This window comes from Gilliamella sp. wkB308 (genome assembly GCF_001690185.1).
Classification (GTDB): Bacteria; Pseudomonadota; Gammaproteobacteria; order Enterobacterales; family Orbaceae; genus Gilliamella; species Gilliamella apicola_I.
Window position 1 is genome coordinate 23,054 of the sequence record NZ_LZGN01000040.1, and the last position, 16,617, is coordinate 39,670.

A 16,617-nucleotide genomic window follows, 5' to 3' on the forward strand; every position below is an offset into this window, starting at 1 on the left:
CATTTCGCTAGCTTAAAAATAAGGGGCCTAATGCAAGATTAGGTATCTGATATTCTAGTGGATAATCCACCTGAACTAAATACAAACCTTCCGGTTTTGCTGTTGCAGCCGCCCGTGTTCTATCTTTAGCTTTTAATAAATCATCAATCCATCGTGGCTTTTGATTTTCAGCACCCACTTCTAGCAAACTGCCGACGATGTTTCTCACCATATGATGTACGAACGCATTCGCTTTTATGTCCACAATCACATAGTCCCCCTGTCTGGTTACACTAATTTGATGAATGTTTCGCCAAGGCGTTAACGACTGACATTGTGCGGCTCTAAATGAGGAAAAGTCGTTTTCTCCTAACAGATATTGTGCAGCTTCATGCATGAGCTTTTCATTTAGGGGTAAATAATGATGCGTAACCCCTTTTGATAAAATTGCAGGACGATAACGGTGATTATAAATTACATAACGATAACGTCGAGCAGTTGCGCTGAATCTTGCATGAAAACTTTCCGCAACAGGTTGAGACCAACGCACCGCAATATTTGGCGGTAAGTGGGAATTGACCCCCATTGTCCAAGCACTGTGAGATCGTTGTGCTTTTGTTTCAAAGTGAATAACCTGTCCTGTTGCATGGACTCCCGCATCGGTTCGACCTGCACAAAAAACCGTAATAGGCTCATCAGCGATAACCGATAAAGCAGACTCTAATCTTTCTTGGACTGAATCAACGGATTGTTGGCGTTGCCAACCAAAATATTCACTTCCGTCATATTCAATACCCAGTGCAATTCTAGAGGTAGTCATTAATCAGCATCTCAAGCGTCTGGATGAGCATTATTCCACCTAAATAGCGAATATTATCAGCAACCGACCAAAATTGGATTTGTTCATAATGACCAAAACTATGCCTTAAATTGGATAATTTAATCGTCAAATTAGATTCTGATTCGGCATTAACTTCAGTAACAGGTGTTGAAAGCGTGTCCCCTTGTAATTCAACACCATATTCGCTAAAACGTGCCATATCTAATTCAATCGGTAAACTGCTAGAAACATTTACCGATTGAGCAAGTCCATAGAATACCGGAACAATAACCGATTCAATCGATATTGGCAGTTGATAATTATTGATAACTTTACGAATTTGATTTATCAGTGATTTTTCACCATATGTTGAATTATCAGATTCATGTGAAATAGGTAACAGATTGAAAGCAAGCTGTTTGTCAAATAAGTCATTATCAACAGGCATACCATTTAATAATCGAGCACTTTGACCAGCCAGTTCTTCAACGCCTGGTTTGCCATACATTGAAGAGGGAATGAAACTTGTTACATGCAAATTAGTGAGTAACTCGATATCCGTTAAAGGCGCAACACAGCGAAGTAATTGAGAAACAGGGGCACTAGCTACCGCAATAATGTTTTCGTTACGGTATTCGGCTAAAACATGATTATTCACTTGTGGCACAATTAGTGGAATATGATCTTGATCAGCAAAATAACCACTTGCATCAATAACAATGCATCCTGCTTGTGCTGCCTGTTGAGCATATTTTTCACTGGTTTTCGCACCCGCGACAAAAAAAGCAAAATGGCATTGACTAAAGTCCATTTGAGCACTATCAATAACCGTTAAATTTTTACCTGCAAATCGAATAATCTCGCCAGCACTGTTATCACTGCCGACTACGTAGAGGTTATCAATTTCAATACTATGATTTTTTTGAGTATACTCTTGCAGTAACTCAATGAGCGCAGAACCTACTTGTCCTGTCGCACCAACAATGGCAATATTCCATGCTGACATATATAAACCCAATCAATAAAATTTAACAAAGATTATAACATTATATTTGTAAGGATAGCTGAAAAAAAAGAGCTATTAATTTTGGAAGCAAGATCGACAAATTCATTTTTTATCCGTTACTCATTATAAAATTACGATTAAAGTGATGCATCATGTAACACTTTAGAATCCTATTTTATGAATAAAGTTACTTTAGCTATGATTGCCCAAAAGGCAAATTTATCAATTGCGTCCGTGTCAAGAGTATTAAACACGCCCAATTTAACCTCTGCATTAACACAATCACGTGTTTATAAAGCAATTGAGGAGTTGGGGATTGATACACCCTTTAATATTAAACCCTATCATGTCGAGTGTGAAACGCAAAAAATTTTAATTATTGATAATCAATTATTCTCACAAAGCTTGATCAATATTGGGTTGGAAACTGGTTTAAAAGAAGCGGGATACCAATTTTTTTATTTACGTTTTGCTTATTCCAGTCAAAATGATATTCATCATTTGATCCGATATGTCACGCAAAACATTTTTGACGGTATTGTGATTATCAATGATGCTCCCTATTTAGATATCCTTAAAAATTATAAACTCACCTTGCCACCAATTATTTTGGTTAACCATTTTTCGCTTGATTTTAATTGCGTTTATTTTGATCACTTAACCATAGCCTTTAATATCACTCAATATTTAGTGCATCAGTTGCATAAAAAAATTGCAGTTATCATTAATGACCGTCATAAAATGAGTTCAACACTTTTTTTACAAGGTTATCAACAAGCCTTGCTAAGGTCTAATATTACGTTTGATTCTAATTACCTAATTCATCATTGCTTTAGTTATGAGCAAGGGCGATCGGCTATCAAAAAATTAATTGAAAGTAATAAACCACCCACTGCGATTATTTGCACAGATAACATTCATTTAAATTATTTGGATGAACAATATTATGATCAGAAAAATTCCCAACATCCTTTTGCTGCGGTACTGGGAATATTGCATCAAGTGAATCAAAGCAAGGATCAGCTAACGACCCCTATCGCTATTACTTATATTAATCATTCAAAAGATCGTCAATATAATGAATTAGACCAGATTAGCCGAATTTATAAACCTTTATCTAATATGGGAAGAAAATCAGCCCGTTTACTTTGTGACATACTTAAACAAAAAAGTGCATCAACATTGCAATACCACCTTGTTGAAACAGAATCCCTATTGATTAACTAGTCAGTAATTAAACATCGTCGCTATTATTAATCGTGACAGAACGTTTATTTCTGTTGGATTCTGTTTTATAACTATGATGATATCAATCGTTTTGGTGAAAGTTTATTTTTTATCTGAACGCCCGCACCAATAAATGTTTGATCTTGATAAATCCTGACTAACGTTTCTTGAGGCGAAATCATCTTATCATTAATGACCGTATCAATTTCTATCGTTCGACCTAATAAAATATGCTTACCTTGTTGTTCAGTGAGTGTGACTTTTGGGTACGCATTCATTGGGCTATCTACTGGCATTAATAAAGCATCTTTATCAGCTAAATTGTGTAGAGTATCTAAAGTCACCATTTGTTGAATGGGATAATTAGAAACTTGCAGACGTCTTAAATAAATAACATGTGCACCACAACCCAGTAATTCTCCTAAATCATCAATAATCGTTCGAATATACGTTCCCTTAGAGCAATGTATTTCTAAAGTTAATTCATGAGTATTGGTATCAAATTGGATAAATTGATTTTCGTAAACGGTAATGGGCCTTGCTTCTCGTTCAATGAGAATGCCTTGCCGAGCATATTCATAAAGTGGTTTACCTTGGTGCTTTAATGCAGAAAACATGGTTGGCACTTGTAAAATATCCCCACGAAAATGCGTTAATGCTTCATCAATTTGTGATTGAGTAATATTGACTGGTTTAGAACAGATGATTTGACCGTCTGCATCTGACGTATCTGTTCGTTCACCTAACTTAGCAATAACTTGATATCGTTTATCAGAATCTAACAAATATTGAGAAAATTTGGTCGCTTCACCTAAACAAATAGGTAACATGCCGGTGGCTAAAGGATCAAGAGCGCCTGTGTGCCCCGCTTTTTTCGCATTAAAAAGTCGTTTAACTTTTTGTAATGCATCATTGGATGTCATGCCTTGTGGTTTATCTAACAATAAAACGCCGTGAAGATCACGGCGAGTTTTTTTTATATTCATGATGTAGACTTTGTATTAACGTGTAATGTAATTGTAACCAACTTCTTTTTTTGAAGTTTTATTGCCCAATAAAATTAATCTTTATGACGTTCGTTATCTTGTTTGATAACATCAGAGACCAAACTAGACATTTGCATACCTTTAACCAATGATTCATCATAAAAGAATTTGATTTCTGGAATAATGCGTAATCGCATAGCTTTGCCAATTAAAGTACGAATGTATCCTTTCGCATCATTGAGTACGGTTAGACCCTGCTCAATAACTTGTGGATCATCGTCGTTTAAAAATGTCACAAATACTTTAGCGTAAGATAGATCACGTGAAATATCTACCCCCGAAACAGTAACCATGCCTAGACGTGGATCTTTAATTTCTCGTTGTAATATGATTGCAATTTCTTTTTGCAATTCATGTCCAACGCGAGATGAGCGGTTAAATGCTTTTGCCATATCTACTTTCCTTAAAATATGAATAAGCAAGGTATAAACCTTGCCTATAACATGGTTGTATTATCAATCTTAGATTGTACGCTTGATTTCGATTGTTTCAAAGACTTCGATTGAATCCCCAACACGAACATCATTGTAGTTACGTACACCAATACCACATTCCATACCGTTACGAACTTCATTAACGTCATCTTTAAAGCGACGTAGTGATTCAAGTTCGCCTTCATAAATAACCACGTTATCACGTAAAACACGGATTGGATTATGACGTTTAACCACACCTTCAGTGACCATACAACCAGCAATTGCACCAAATTTAGGTGATTTAAACACATCACGGACTTCAGCAAGACCAATAATTTCTTGTTTGTACTCTGGTGCTAACATACCGCTCATGGCTTGTTTCACTTCATCAATCAGATCATAAATAACAGAATAGTAGCGAAGGTCTAAATTTTCTGTTTCAATCACTTTACGAGCTGAAGCATCGGCACGTACGTTAAAGCCTAAAATTATGGCATTTGAAGCCGCAGCAAGCGATGCGTCCGTTTCGGTAATTCCACCCACACCCGAACCAATAATTTTAACTTTAACTTCATCGGTTGAGAGTTTAAGTAATGAGTCAGAAATCGCTTCAACCGAACCTTGAACATCAGCTTTCAATACGATATTAAGTTCAGATACATCACCTTCAGTCATGTTAGTAAACATGTTTTCGAGTTTCGCTTTTTGTTGACGAGCAAGTTTAACATCACGGAATTTTCCTTGACGATATAATGCCACTTCACGTGCTTTCTTTTCATCACGGACAACAGTTGCTTCATCACCAGCAGAAGGTACACCCGATAGACCAAGTATCTCAACAGGAATTGATGGACCTGCTTCGGTCACTTCTTTACCTAATTCATTACGCATCGCACGAATACGACCATATTCAAAACCACATAGAACGATATCACCTTTACGTAATGTTCCTGATTGAACAAGTACTGTAGCAACAGAACCACGACCTTTATCAAGGAATGATTCAATAACCACACCACTTGCCATACCGGTTTCGTAAGCTGTGAGTTCAAGCACTTCCGCTTGTAACAAAATGGCTTCAAGCAGTTGATCTATACCTGTACCCGCTTTAGCTGATACATGAACAAATTGTGTGTCGCCGCCCCAATCTTCTGACATAACACCATATTGTGCAAGTTCACCTTTTACACGTTCTGGATCGGCTTCAGGTTTATCGATTTTGTTTACGGCAACAACCATGGGTACATTTGCAGCTTTAGCATGTTGGATTGCTTCGATAGTCTGAGGCATGACGCCATCATCTGCTGCGACAACAAGAACAACAATATCGGTTGCTCTTGCACCACGAGCACGCATTGAAGTAAATGCCGCATGTCCTGGTGTATCTAAGAAAGTGATCTCACCATTTGCTGTTTTAACATGATAAGCACCGATATGCTGAGTAATACCACCTGCTTCGCCTGAGGCAACTTTTGCTTTACGAATATAGTCAAGCAATGAAGTTTTACCATGGTCTACATGTCCCATAATGGTCACAACCGGAGCCCGTGAAACTTTTTCTGCACCCGTATCACGATCACTCATTAAAGATTCTTCTAGTTCATTTTCACGACGAAGAACGACTTTGTGTCCCATTTCTTCAGCAACTAGTTGAGCTGTTTCCTGATCGATAACCTGATTAATGGTTGCCATTGCCCCCATTTTCATCATCGTTTTGATGACTTCTGAACCTTTTACTGCCATTTTGTTAGCGAGTTCAGCAACGGTAATCGTTTCACCGATAACCACATCTCGGTTAACCGCTTGCACAGGTTTATTAAAACTTTGTTGTAAGGTACTTTTACCTTTCTTTTTATTATTACCACGAGTAACAGCACGTGCTTCTTCACGTTCTGCTTTACCTTCAGATAATTTGCTGCCTTTTTTCTGTTTGGTCTGTTTTGCATTACGACCTCGACCACGTGCGCTTTCAACTTCACGGTCGGTATCGTCTTCTGCTGCGCGTGCAAATTTAGACGTAGTAACATGATAATCTTCATCATCACCATTGTTGTCATTATCATCAGCATCGCTATATTGTTCAGCTAATTTTCGCGCTTCTTCAGCCATGCGTTTAGCTTCTGCTTCTAGTTTGCGACGATTTTCTTCTTCAGCTTTACGTTTAATTTCGTTAGCTTCAGCTTCAAGACGCGCTTTTTCTTCTTGTGCTTTTTTTACCTTAGGTGTCACTGATTGTTCTGCTGCTTTTTCAGCTTCTTTTGCTTCTTGTGCACGTTTTTCAGCTTCGGCCTCTTCACGTTTTTTGGCTTCTTGAGCAGCTAATTGTGCTTGCGCTTCAGCTTCTTTACGTGCTTTTAATTCAGCTTCCTGTTTGGCTTTACGTTCTGCTTCAAGTCGTGCTTTTTCAAGTTCAGCAGGATCTTGTTTAACAATCGTACGTTTTTTGCGTACTTCTATTTTAATCTCTTTGCTTTTGCCACCGCCACTCGATACATTCAAGGTAGAATGTGTTTTACGTTGTAACGTTAATTTTGTTGGGCCTTGCTGAGGATTTAGATGCGCAAGCAAAGCTTCTTTTTCCTTTTGTGTAACAGTATCTGTTGCAGTTTTTTTAATGCCTGCATCAGCAAACTGTTGCAAAAGTGTTTGCACTGGAGTATTTATCTCTTGAGCCAGTGTTTCGATTGATACTTTGGTCATGTATTACTATCCCTCAATTATTCATTTGCAAACCAACAAATATTACGAGCAGCCATAATAAAGTCGCCAGCTTGGTTACTTGTTAAACCTTCAATCCCGACTAGATCATCTGTACCTTGTTCAGCTAAGTCTTCCAAGGTGATTACATCATGTTGGGCTAATTGATAGGCTAATTCTTGTGTCATACCTGGCAAATCTAATAAATCTTGCGCAGGTCGTTTATCACCACTATTCGCTAATGCTATGGTAGTTAATGCATCTTTGGCTCTATTTCTTAATGCTTCAACGAGTTCTTCATCAAGTTCTTCAATTTCAAGCAATTCATCAACAGGAACGTAAGCAAGTTCTTCCAGTGAGGTAAATCCTTCTTCTACTAAAAGTTTTGCTAATTCTTCATCAATGTCCAGATGTTTAATCAGATTATTAATTGCTGCAAATGATTCTGCATGATGCTTTTCTTGTAAATCTTCGGTACTCATGACATTTAATGTCCAGCCGGTCAGCTGCGAAGCTAAACGAATATTTTGACCGTTACGACCAATTGCCTGTGGTAAAGTGTCGGCATTGACAGCAACATCCATTGTATGTTTATCTTCATCAACAACAATGGAAACTACATCGGCAGGCGCCATAGCATTAATTACAAATTGTGCCGGATTGTCATCCCATAAAACGATATCGATACGCTCACCACCAAATTCATTGGATACAGCCTGAACACGCGCACCACGCATTCCAACACAAGCACCAACAGGATCGATACGACGATCATTACTGCTTACTGCGATTTTCGCGCGTGAACCTGGATCACGAGCAACGCCTTTAATATCAATCATTTCTTCGCCAATTTCTGGTACTTCAATGCGGAATAACTCTTCCATCATTTGTGGATTTGAACGACTAATACAAAGTTGTGCCGGTTTGTTATCTTGTTCAACTAAATACAAGATGCCTCGAACTCTATCGCCTATACGAAAGTTTTCACGTGGTAACATATCATGGCGGGACATCATCGCATCAGCATTATTTCCTAAGTCAAGGATAACGCTATCACGATTAGTCTTTTTAACAATACCTGTTACGATATCGCCAATTCGATTTCTAAACATGTCGATAACCATCGCACGTTCAGCTTCACGAACTTTTTGCACAATCACTTGTTTGGCTGTTTGCGTAGTAATACGGTCGAAGGCAACCGATTCTATCTGCTCTTGAACGTAATCACCAATTTTTACTGAAGGATCTTCGTATTGCGCAGCTTCTAAAGTCATTTCTTTCGTCGGTTGAGTAACTTCGTTCACAACAAGCCAACGACGGAATGTGTCATAATCACCCGTTTTGTGATCAATCTTAACGACAACATCAATATCAACTGTATGTTTCTTTTTGGTTGCCGTCGCTAATGCGGTTTCTAACGCCTCAAAAATTTTATCTCGCGTAAGTGCTTTTTCATTTGATACCGCTTCAACAACAGCTAAAATTTCTTTATTCATCCTTTACACCCGTACTCTATTTAAGGTTAAAATTAGGTACAATGTTTGCTTTTTGTATATTACTAAAAGCAAATACCTCATCATTATTATCAACTGTTAATGTAATCATCTCATTATCAATGGATTTAATATGTCCTTTCCATTTACGACGATTAGCAACAGGGATACGTAAACTCATCGTAATTTCTTCACCAATAAAACGTTTATAATGCTCAAGCGTGAATAATGGTCTGTCCATACCTGGTGATGAGACTTCAAGATTGTAGGCATCTTTGATAGGATCTTCGACATCAAGTACCGCACTAATTTGTCGGCTAACATCAGCACAATCATCAACAGAAATACCCTCTTCACTATCAATATAAACTCGTAACACTGGGTAACGGCCACGGATATATTCAATACCGACTAATTCAAAACCAAGCGCATTAACAGGCTCTTGAATGATATCGGTCAATTGTTGCTCTATATTAGCCAAACAAACCTCCACTGCAGAAAATAAAAAAGGGCATGAAGCCCAACATTCCTTAAAAACTTACGCTTAAATCAAAACGTAAAAAAACCTCGACATGCGAGGCTTACATTTAAAACTAACTATAATGAAGCCACTTGTTTCGAACTTTCATGCAATAATAACAGGATAAATGGTTATGGATGAAAAGTTAAGTGGTTGCGGGGGCTGGATTTGAACCAACGACCTTCGGGTTATGAGCCCGACGAGCTACCAAGCTGCTCCACCCCGCGATAGATGGTTGATGAGTATACTATATTTTGAAAAAAATGCAACTGAAAATCACGCTTTTTTAACAGTTTTACTTGAAGTTATTGAAATATTTCAGATAGTGATTTTGTCTTATTTTTTTAATTACTCACTTTAAAATACATTATAATATTTTCTAATTAAATCATAAGGAATTCCGCTGAATTTTCAGCGGAAAAACGTGTTTTTGTGATGAATATTGGATAATGCTTTTTGGGAAACTATTTTACAGTTGCATTTTTCATTTTATTGACAAAAATGGCTAATTCATGCAACATTTTTTGTGGATTATCCAAATGTTGTTCAATAATTTTGACTGTCGCAGAACCAGCAATGGCTCCCGCTGCTCCCGATTTAATTGCTTCACTCACTTGGTTAGGATCAGATATACCAAATCCTTGAATTGCAGGAGGCGCATTAAATTCAATGAGTTTTTTCAATAAATGGGTAAGAGGTTTATTGGCACGATTTTCAGTCCCTGTCACACCAGCACGAGACACTAAATAAGTATATCCTTTACCATATTTAGCAATATTTTTAATCACTTCATCGTCGGCATTTGGTGGACAAATAAATATAGGTGCAATATCGTGTTTTTCAGCTGAGCCTAGAAACTCTTGCGCATACTCAACAGGTAAATCTGCAATCAATACTGAATCTATCCCTGCTTTAGCGCATTTAGCATAAAAGTTATCAATACCATTTTTGAATACTAAGTTAGCATAGATGAGTAATCCAATTGGAATATGAGTATTATCATGTCGGATTTTGGTTAAAATTTCAAAACATTTATCAACGGTGATACCGCCTTGAAATGCCCGAATATTGGCGTTTTGAATGGTGGGACCATCCGCCATAGGATCTGAAAATGGGATGCCAAGTTCCAACGCATCAGCCCCCGCATCAATTAATGTTTGAATTATTTGTAACGAAAGTTCTGGGTTAGGATCACCTACGGGAACAAAAGGAACAAATGCACCTCGTTTTTCTTGCTTTAACTTATCAAATAGTTTTTGATAGCGGCTCATTCTATTTCTCCTTTTGCTTTTAAAATATCATAAACAGTAAAGATATCTTTATCCCCACGACCAGATAAATTGACGATTAATAACTGTTCTTTGTTTGGATTTACTTTGATCATCTTAATAGCGTACGCTAAGGCATGCGATGACTCTAATGCGGGAATTATGCCTTCACTACGTGATAGAGCCTTAAAAGCCGCTAATGCTTCGTCATCAGTAATCGATACATAATCAGCCCGTCCGATACTGTCTAAATATGCGTGTTGAGGTCCAACCGATGGAAAATCCAAACCCGCAGATATCGAATAAGATTCTTCAATTTGTCCTTCATCGGTTTGCATCATTGGCGATTTCATCCCAAAATAAATGCCCAGTTTACCATGTTTTAGTGATGCGCCATGCTCGCCACTTTCAATACCATGACCACCCGGTTCAACACCAATTAATCTGACCGATTCATCTTCAATAAAATTGGCAAACATCCCAATAGCGTTTGACCCCCCACCCACACAAGCAATGACAGCATCAGGCAAGCGACCTTCTTTTTCTAAAATTTGCTGTTTTGCTTCACGGCTAATCATTTGTTGAAACTCTCGGACAATAGTTGGAAAAGGATGCGGTCCGGCAGCTGTGCCTAACATATAATGTGCTTTTTCATAACTACCAGACCAATCTCGTAATGCCTCGTTACAAGCATCTTTCAATGTTGCAGAACCCGTTTCAACAGGAATAACTGTTGCACCCATCAAACGCATTCTAAAGACATTAGGTGCTTGGCGCTTAACATCTTTTGCGCCCATATAAATGCGGCATTTTAAACCTAGTAGTGCGCATGCTAAAGCTGACGCTACGCCATGCTGCCCAGCACCGGTTTCGGCAATTATTTCCGTTTTTCCCATTCTTTTGGCTAATAAAGCTTGCCCTAATACTTGATTTGTTTTGTGTGCCCCACCATGCACAAGATCTTCACGTTTTAAATAGAGTTTAGTTTTCGTACCCGCCGTTAAATTTTTACATAATGTGAGTGCTGTAGGTCGACCTGCATAGTTAACTAACAAATCGTTAAACTCTTGTTGGAAACTGGGATCGTTGATCGCAGAGATAAAAGCATCCTCAAGTTGTTCAAGGACCGGCATTAATATTTGAGGGACATATTGCCCGCCAAATTCACCAAAATAAGGATTTAATTTAGACATAACCATTCCTTTTTAAAATTAATTAAATTTGTTCAAATACGGCTTTAATTTTCTGTTTATCTTTAATACCTGCAGACATTTCCACACCAGAATTAATATCAATGCCGATAACCTTAGTCGCTAATGCAGATTTGACATTTAGTGGATTTATACCGCCCGCTAAAATCACATTATTTAAATCCTGCCCATTTAATAATGACCAATCAAAACTTTTTCCTGTTCCTCCTGCTCCATGATCAAAGATGTAGCGACTAATTAGTGGATGGTGATGTTCTGAGATGACATCGCTAATACTTAGCGCTTTCCAGATTTGACAGGATTGAGGCAGCTGTTGACGTAAGGTTTGTAAATAGTCTTCATCTTCATTGCCATGTAATTGAACAGCATAAAGTGATAATTGCTTGGCGATTTGGCTTACTTGTTCGATATCTTCATTTTTAAACACACCAACCCAATTAAGTGGAGCTACAGCAATAAGCGAACGCGCTTTTATAGGTGAAATATAGCGTGGTGATTGGGGGACAAAAATTAATCCCCCATAAACAGCGCCAGCTTGGTAAGCTGCAACAGCATCTTCTGTTCGCGTCAAACCACATACTTTATTTTCACCTAGCATAACTTTTCGAATCGCTAACGCTAAGTTAGATTCAGACATTAATGCACTACCAATTAAAAATCCATTGGCAAATTGACTGAGTTCTTTCACTTGATTATGGGTATATATGCCTGATTCACTGATAATAATGCGATCAGACGGGATTGTTTTAGACAAATTCTTAACCCGATTTAAATCGACACTTAAATCACGTAAATTACGATTATTAATACCGATGACTTTAGCACCAAGCTCAATGGCTCGTTCGACTTCTTTTTCCGTACTCGCTTCAGTTAGTACACCCATATTAAGTTGATGCGCAATCTGGCTTAAATGACGATATTCATCATCGGTGACAACAGATAGCATTAATAAAATAGCATCAGCTTGATAATAACGCGCTAAATAGATTTGGTATTCGTCAATAATAAAATCTTTACAAAGAATAGGTTGTGCCACTTCATTGCGAACAATTGGCAAAAATTCAAAACGACCTTGAAAGTATTTTTCATCAGTCAGTACAGAAATAGCTGAAGCATAATCTTTATAAACTTTAGCAATACTCGCAGGATCGAAATCGTTACGAATTAAGCCTTTTGAAGGCGACGCTTTTTTACACTCTAAGATAAACACCGTTTTAGGCTGATGTAAAGCTTGATAAAAATCTCGATCACTTGGTTTGATTGATGTTTTAAATGTGTCTAATGGTTTTTGTTTTTTTTGTTCAATAAGCCATTGCTTTTTATCATCAATGATCTTTTTTAAAACGGTCGCCATTTCAACATTTTCGGTTAATGTATTTATAACCATGTTACTCTCCATTTTTACCTTGCTGCTAATTGTTGTAAAAGCGTATATGCTTTGCCACTATGCATCATTTCAATTGCTTGCTGCGCATTTTGTTTTAAATCTGACTGACCAAACAGGCTCATTAACATGGCGACATTAGCAGCAATGGCCGCTTCATGCGCCGGTTTACCATGACCTTGTAAAATGGCTATTAACATATCACGATTCATCTCAGGTGTACCACCTTCAATATCTTTTAAGGTATACTGTTTTAGCCCAAAATCTTGTGGTGTCAAAGTAAAATAGCGAATTTCGCCATTTCGAACTTCAGCCACTTGGGTTTCACCATGAATAGCAACTTCATCCATTCCGGAACCATGAACGACATAAGCATGAGTGTAACCGAGCATTTTTAGCGTTTCAGCAATCGGTTTAATTAAATCGGGATGATAAACCCCTAATAAAATACGTTTAGGTCTGGACGGATTGATCAAGGGCCCAAGCACATTGAAAATAGTCCTTGTTTTTAACTGCTGACGTACGGGCGCAGCGTGACGAAAGCCTGAATGATATTGTTGCGCAAATAAGAAGCAAACCCCCAATTCATCTAATGCTTTACGCGATGCTTCGGCAGGCATATTTAATTTTATTCCTAGTGCCGATAATACATCGGACGATCCCGATTTACTTGATACACCACGATTACCATGCTTAGCCACTTTATAGCCTAATGCTGCTGCGACAAAAGCGCTTGCTGTGGAGATATTAATACTATTGGTGCCATCACCACCTGTTCCCACGATATCGGTAAATTCATAATCGGGAATATCAAAACTATCCGCATTTTCAAGCAAAGCTTGAGCAGCGCCGGCAATTTCATCGGGTTTTTCACCCCTTACTTTCATGCTAATCACCGCAGTGGCTAAAACGGTTGGTTCAATTTTGCCTTGAATAATAAGATTAAATAGAATTTTACTCTCGTCTTGGGTTAATGTTTGTCCTAAATACAATTTATTGATAATGGGTTGAATGTTATATTCTTGTTTATCACTAATGGCCTCAGCTTTTGATTGTAACTCTGGTTGTGGTGGATTGAGTGCCCATTCAATCGTTTGTTCTAATAATTTTACACCTTGAGTAGTTAAAATCGATTCAGGATGAAACTGAAAACCACAAACCTGATCATGATCATTGCGCACTGCCATTACAATATTATTACAAAGTGCATTAATGGTGAGTGTATTTGGAATATTTTCGCCTTTTAAAGAGTGGTATCGAGCAACAGGTAGTGGGTTGGGTAACCCTTTAAACATAGCTTGTTCATCGTGTTCAATAAGCGATGCTTTACCATGTAAAATATCACCTGCTGGTACAATGCTTCCCCCATAGGACTCAACAATTGCTTGATGGCCAAGACAGATACCAATTATTGGCAATTTTCCTTTCAGACGCTTAAGTAGTTCTGGCATGCATCCTGCTTCACTAGGCGTACCAGGACCTGGTGATAGCATTAAAATAGGATTTTGCATTTGAGATAATTTTTCAATAATCACATCGGCTGGAATCGTATTACGATAAACAGTGACACAATGTTTGCTATTACGAAGTTGGTCGACTAAGTTATAAGTAAAGGAATCAACATTATCAATAAATAAAATATTAGCCATTAAAATACACCTTCTACATTATGTGCTGCCATAATCGCACGAACAACGGCACGAGCTTTATTACGTGACTCATCAGACTCAAATTGTGGTTCTGAATCTAACACTACACCCCCACCTGCTTGAACGGTTGCAAGCCCCGCTTCCACATACGCACTACGAATAACTATGCAAGTATCCAAATCACCATTGGCAGTAAAATACCCCACTGCGCCACCGTAGCTACCCCGTTTTACTTTTTCTGATTCGGCAATTAATTGCATGGCTCGAACTTTTGGAGCGCCCGTTAACGTTCCCATATTCATTGTCGCTTGATAAGCATGTAAGGCATCCAAATCATGTCGTAATTGCCCTACCACTCTCGAAACCAAATGCATAACAAAAGAGTAACGATCAACCTTTAATAATTCTTTAGTATAGCGAGTACCAGGTTGACATATACGCGCTAAATCATTACGGGCTAAGTCAACTAACATTAAATGTTCTGCTAACTCTTTCTTATCGGTGCGCATCTCAAGTTCTAATCGACTATCCAAATCATAATCAATTTCACCATTCGCCGTTAATCCTCGAGGGCGAGTACCGGCAATCGGGTAGATTTCGGCTTGATTTGTTGCTTTAGTATATTTAAGCGCGCTTTCAGGTGATGCCCCAAACAAGACAAAATCACGATCTTGCATATAAAACATATAAGGACTTGGATTATTATTTTTTAGTACTAGATAAGCCGATAAAGGGGCTGGGCAAGGTAACATAAAACGTCTGGAAGGCACTGCCTGAAAAATTTCGCCTTGTTGGATAGCATCTTGCATTTTTTTAACAACCGTGTTGAAATCTTCATCACTTTTATTACACGTAACATCAATGCTTGCCAGTGATTGGGTTTGAATTGGTTTCATCGGCTTGCTTAACGTCGCATCTAATTCAGCTAAACGATGAGTTAAGCGAGATATTTCAATCTGATCTGACGTAAAAGCGGTAGCCTTCAAAATTGATACATGTTCTTGATGATTGATTTCTAATAGGGTTTCCGCTAAATAGAAACAAAAATCTTGGCAACATTGTTCTGTTGGTAAAATAGGTAACTTTTCAAATCCTGCTACCAAGTCATAACAAAATAACCCACCAACAAATATGACATCCGAACTACTTTTTTCAGGAATATTTACTATCTTAAGTAATGTTCTTAACGCATCAAAAATCGATAGCGACTTTAAGCGAGAATCCTCATCTTGCAAGCTATCAATCGTCGGAAAGCTCAAGGTTAATTTTTGGGAATGATCGAATGTTTTAATGACCTTTTCATCAAAAGCATGGTGCAATAAAGGTAACAACTTTTCACCATTAGTGGTCAAGGCCTCAAAAGTCACTTGCGTGTTTATTGCCGAGATACGTAAGGCACTATCAACAATCATGACACTTTTAATACCTTGCTTATTATCGATTTCAGCCGATTCGAGCAATAACGTTGCAGGACGATTTTCACATAATTGGTTAAATACTAACGTCGGATCTTGATGATAACTAATAGTTTTAGTTAGCTGGGTTAAAATTGGCTTATTCATTGTCGACTCACTATTATTTAATTTTTTAATCATTAATTCAAAACTAAAAAACCCGCATTAAGCGGGTTTATGAAAAAACAGATAATCACATCACCCGAAATAGCTAATGTGCCACCAACCAAAGCCTGTGAATGAATAAATAACTAGGTATAAGTATCGTAATGTCATCATCATTATCTGTTTAATATATTTTGTACTATTAAACTAGTTCATTAGTGTGTTGTCAACAATTAAATTTAAATAAATTATCGATAATCGTTTTAATATAATTAAGTTAATAATAGCTAGTCAAATTAGAAATTTATCATTAAAATAGCCCCGAATTCTAATTACTAAGGA

At 37.7% G+C, this 16,617-nt stretch carries 13 protein-coding genes, 1 tRNA gene and 1 other annotated feature; of the genes, 1 reads left to right on the forward strand and 13 read right to left on the reverse strand.

Annotated elements, in window-relative coordinates:
- Positions 1-7: 7 nt before the first annotated feature.
- Together truA and A9G10_RS10570 are read right to left on the reverse strand one after the other, a co-directional pair.
- The gene (gene truA, locus A9G10_RS10565) at positions 8-799 is read right to left on the reverse strand and encodes a tRNA pseudouridine(38-40) synthase TruA (protein WP_065559527.1); all 792 of its coding nucleotides are present in this window, start codon (positions 797-799) and stop codon (positions 8-10) included.
- A complete protein-coding gene (locus A9G10_RS10570) occupies positions 786-1,805 on the reverse strand; it encodes an aspartate-semialdehyde dehydrogenase (protein ID WP_065559528.1) in 1,020 nt (339 codons plus the stop codon). The genes truA and A9G10_RS10570 overlap by 14 nt, the downstream gene beginning before the upstream one ends.
- 177 nt (positions 1,806-1,982) lie before the next feature.
- Here A9G10_RS10570 and A9G10_RS10575 point away from each other — a divergent pair, with 177 nt between their 5' ends.
- Positions 1,983-3,032 carry a LacI family DNA-binding transcriptional regulator gene (locus A9G10_RS10575; RefSeq protein ID WP_065559529.1) on the forward strand — a complete coding sequence of 350 codons (1,050 nt, stop codon included), beginning with the start codon at positions 1,983-1,985 and terminating at the stop codon, positions 3,030-3,032.
- Positions 3,033-3,103: 71 nt separating this feature from the next.
- Here A9G10_RS10575 and truB read toward each other — a convergent pair whose 3' ends face one another.
- The 11 genes from truB to A9G10_RS10630 form a co-directional block, all read right to left on the reverse strand.
- Positions 3,104-4,021, reverse strand: a complete 918-nt coding sequence (gene truB / locus A9G10_RS10580) for a tRNA pseudouridine(55) synthase TruB (RefSeq protein ID WP_442903224.1) — start codon at positions 4,019-4,021, stop codon at positions 3,104-3,106.
- Between the two features lie 71 nt (positions 4,022-4,092).
- The gene (gene rbfA, locus A9G10_RS10585; protein ID WP_065559531.1) at positions 4,093-4,470 is read right to left on the reverse strand and encodes a 30S ribosome-binding factor RbfA; all 378 of its coding nucleotides are present in this window, start codon (positions 4,468-4,470) and stop codon (positions 4,093-4,095) included.
- 69 nt (positions 4,471-4,539) lie between these two features.
- Positions 4,540-7,194, reverse strand: a complete 2,655-nt coding sequence (gene infB / locus A9G10_RS10590) for a translation initiation factor IF-2 (protein WP_065559532.1) — start codon at positions 7,192-7,194, stop codon at positions 4,540-4,542.
- A 17-nt stretch (positions 7,195-7,211) separates the two neighbouring features.
- Positions 7,212-8,687, reverse strand: coding sequence for a transcription termination factor NusA (gene nusA, locus A9G10_RS10595; protein ID WP_065559533.1), 1,476 nt, complete (start codon positions 8,685-8,687; stop codon positions 7,212-7,214).
- A gap of 16 nt (positions 8,688-8,703) precedes the next feature.
- Positions 8,704-9,165: a ribosome maturation factor RimP gene (gene rimP, locus A9G10_RS10600; RefSeq protein ID WP_065559534.1), complete on the reverse strand. Its 462-nt coding sequence runs from the start codon at positions 9,163-9,165 to the stop codon at positions 8,704-8,706.
- A 189-nt stretch (positions 9,166-9,354) separates the two neighbouring features.
- Positions 9,355-9,431, reverse strand: a tRNA-Met gene (locus A9G10_RS10605).
- Between the two features lie 237 nt (positions 9,432-9,668).
- Positions 9,669-10,475, reverse strand: a complete 807-nt coding sequence (gene trpA / locus A9G10_RS10610) for a tryptophan synthase subunit alpha (protein ID WP_065559535.1) — start codon at positions 10,473-10,475, stop codon at positions 9,669-9,671.
- On the reverse strand, positions 10,472-11,665 hold the full coding sequence (gene trpB, locus A9G10_RS10615; protein WP_065559536.1) for a tryptophan synthase subunit beta: 1,194 nt from the start codon (positions 11,663-11,665) through the stop codon (positions 10,472-10,474). The genes trpA and trpB overlap by 4 nt, the downstream gene beginning before the upstream one ends.
- A gap of 22 nt (positions 11,666-11,687) precedes the next feature.
- Positions 11,688-13,070, reverse strand: a complete 1,383-nt coding sequence (gene trpCF / locus A9G10_RS10620; RefSeq protein WP_143426004.1) for a bifunctional indole-3-glycerol-phosphate synthase TrpC/phosphoribosylanthranilate isomerase TrpF — start codon at positions 13,068-13,070, stop codon at positions 11,688-11,690.
- A gap of 14 nt (positions 13,071-13,084) precedes the next feature.
- Entirely contained in the window at positions 13,085-14,716 is a 1,632-nt protein-coding gene (trpD, locus tag A9G10_RS10625; protein WP_065559538.1) for a bifunctional anthranilate synthase glutamate amidotransferase component TrpG/anthranilate phosphoribosyltransferase TrpD, read from the reverse strand.
- Complete coding sequence (locus tag A9G10_RS10630) at positions 14,716-16,278, reverse strand: anthranilate synthase component 1 (RefSeq protein ID WP_065559604.1); 1,563 nt, start codon at positions 16,276-16,278, stop codon at positions 14,716-14,718. The genes trpD and A9G10_RS10630 overlap by 1 nt, the downstream gene beginning before the upstream one ends.
- Before the next feature lie 42 nt (positions 16,279-16,320).
- Positions 16,321-16,401, reverse strand: a sequence feature (Trp leader region).
- Between the last annotated feature and the right edge of the window lie 216 nt (positions 16,402-16,617).

What these genes read in the sequence shown, in the direction of transcription:
- rbfA (WP_065559531.1), bottom strand. Translation starts at nt 4,470, where the DNA reads ATGGCAAAAGCATTTAACCGCTCATCTCGCGTTGGACATGAATTGCAA.
- truA (WP_065559527.1), bottom strand. Translation starts at nt 799, where the DNA reads ATGACTACCTCTAGAATTGCACTGGGTATTGAATATGACGGAAGTGAA.
- nusA (WP_065559533.1), bottom strand. Translation starts at nt 8,687, where the DNA reads ATGAATAAAGAAATTTTAGCTGTTGTTGAAGCGGTATCAAATGAAAAA.
- trpD (WP_065559538.1), bottom strand. Translation starts at nt 14,716, where the DNA reads ATGGCTAATATTTTATTTATTGATAATGTTGATTCCTTTACTTATAAC.
- A9G10_RS10570 (WP_065559528.1), bottom strand. Translation starts at nt 1,805, where the DNA reads ATGTCAGCATGGAATATTGCCATTGTTGGTGCGACAGGACAAGTAGGT.
- infB (WP_065559532.1), bottom strand. Translation starts at nt 7,194, where the DNA reads ATGACCAAAGTATCAATCGAAACACTGGCTCAAGAGATAAATACTCCA.
- trpB (WP_065559536.1), bottom strand. Translation starts at nt 11,665, where the DNA reads ATGTCTAAATTAAATCCTTATTTTGGTGAATTTGGCGGGCAATATGTC.
- A9G10_RS10630 (WP_065559604.1), bottom strand. Translation starts at nt 16,278, where the DNA reads ATGAATAAGCCAATTTTAACCCAGCTAACTAAAACTATTAGTTATCAT.
- trpCF (WP_143426004.1), bottom strand. Translation starts at nt 13,070, where the DNA reads ATGGTTATAAATACATTAACCGAAAATGTTGAAATGGCGACCGTTTTA.
- trpA (WP_065559535.1), bottom strand. Translation starts at nt 10,475, where the DNA reads ATGAGCCGCTATCAAAAACTATTTGATAAGTTAAAGCAAGAAAAACGA.
- A9G10_RS10575 (WP_065559529.1), top strand. Translation starts at nt 1,983, where the DNA reads ATGAATAAAGTTACTTTAGCTATGATTGCCCAAAAGGCAAATTTATCA.